A 907-nucleotide genomic window follows, 5' to 3' on the forward strand; every position below is an offset into this window, starting at 1 on the left:
TTAAATAACCGCCAACATGGTGTGTTACTAATTCTTTTACATATTCAGGATCTTCAACGGCTAGATCGTAACGCAGACCTGAGGCGACAAAGATGCGTTTTACACCAGGTACCGCTCGCGCACGACGATAGAGGTTGGTGGTTGCCGACTGATCCGTTTTGAGATTTTTACAGATACCAGGATAGACACATGATAGTCGGTGGCACTTGGCATGGATTTCATCCGACTTACAGTTCAGGTGGTACATATTGGCAGTGGGTCCACCCAAATCTGAAATGATGCCTGTAAACCCAGGGGTTTTATCCCGAATGTTTTCGATCTCGCGAATTACGGAATCTTCTGAACGGCTTTGAATGACTCGGCCTTCGTGTTCTGTGATGGAACAAAACGAGCAGCCACCAAAGCAACCGCGCATAATGTTCACTGAGAAGCGAATCATTTCATAAGCTGGGATACGTGCATCGCCATAGCTCGGGTGAGGAACGCGCTGGAAGTTCTGTTCAAACACCATGTCCAATTCTTCTGTCTCTAGAGGAATTGGTGGTGGATTCACCCAAACATAGCGTTCGCCATGTTTTTGAACCAAGGTATGTGCGTTTGCTGGGTTCGTCTCAATGTGGATGACCCGCGCGGCGTGAGCATATAGAACTGGGTCTCTACTAACTTTTTCATACGACGGAAGCAAGATATATTCTTTGTCCTTTCCTGCAATCGGCCAAAAGCGTAATACATGAGTATCGTCTTCAGGCTCGATTTCTTTTGCGCCATTTTCACAATTTTCGCCTTTACCATTTGCGCTGGTATCAATATAAGGACTTTGTATTGGGTCAATTTTTCCGGGCTTATCTAAGCGAGACGAGTCTTTGCCTGTCCAGTCATTTGGCAGTTCATTCACGATAATTGCTGT

The 907-nt window shown here is 45.9% G+C and carries 1 pseudogene; it reads right to left on the minus strand.

Going from position 1 to position 907, the window contains the following annotated elements:
* Nucleotides 1-907 (minus strand): annotated as a pseudogene (locus tag A3738_RS12690) (radical SAM protein); the annotation flags it as partial.

The organism is Oleiphilus sp. HI0066 (assembly GCF_001635725.1).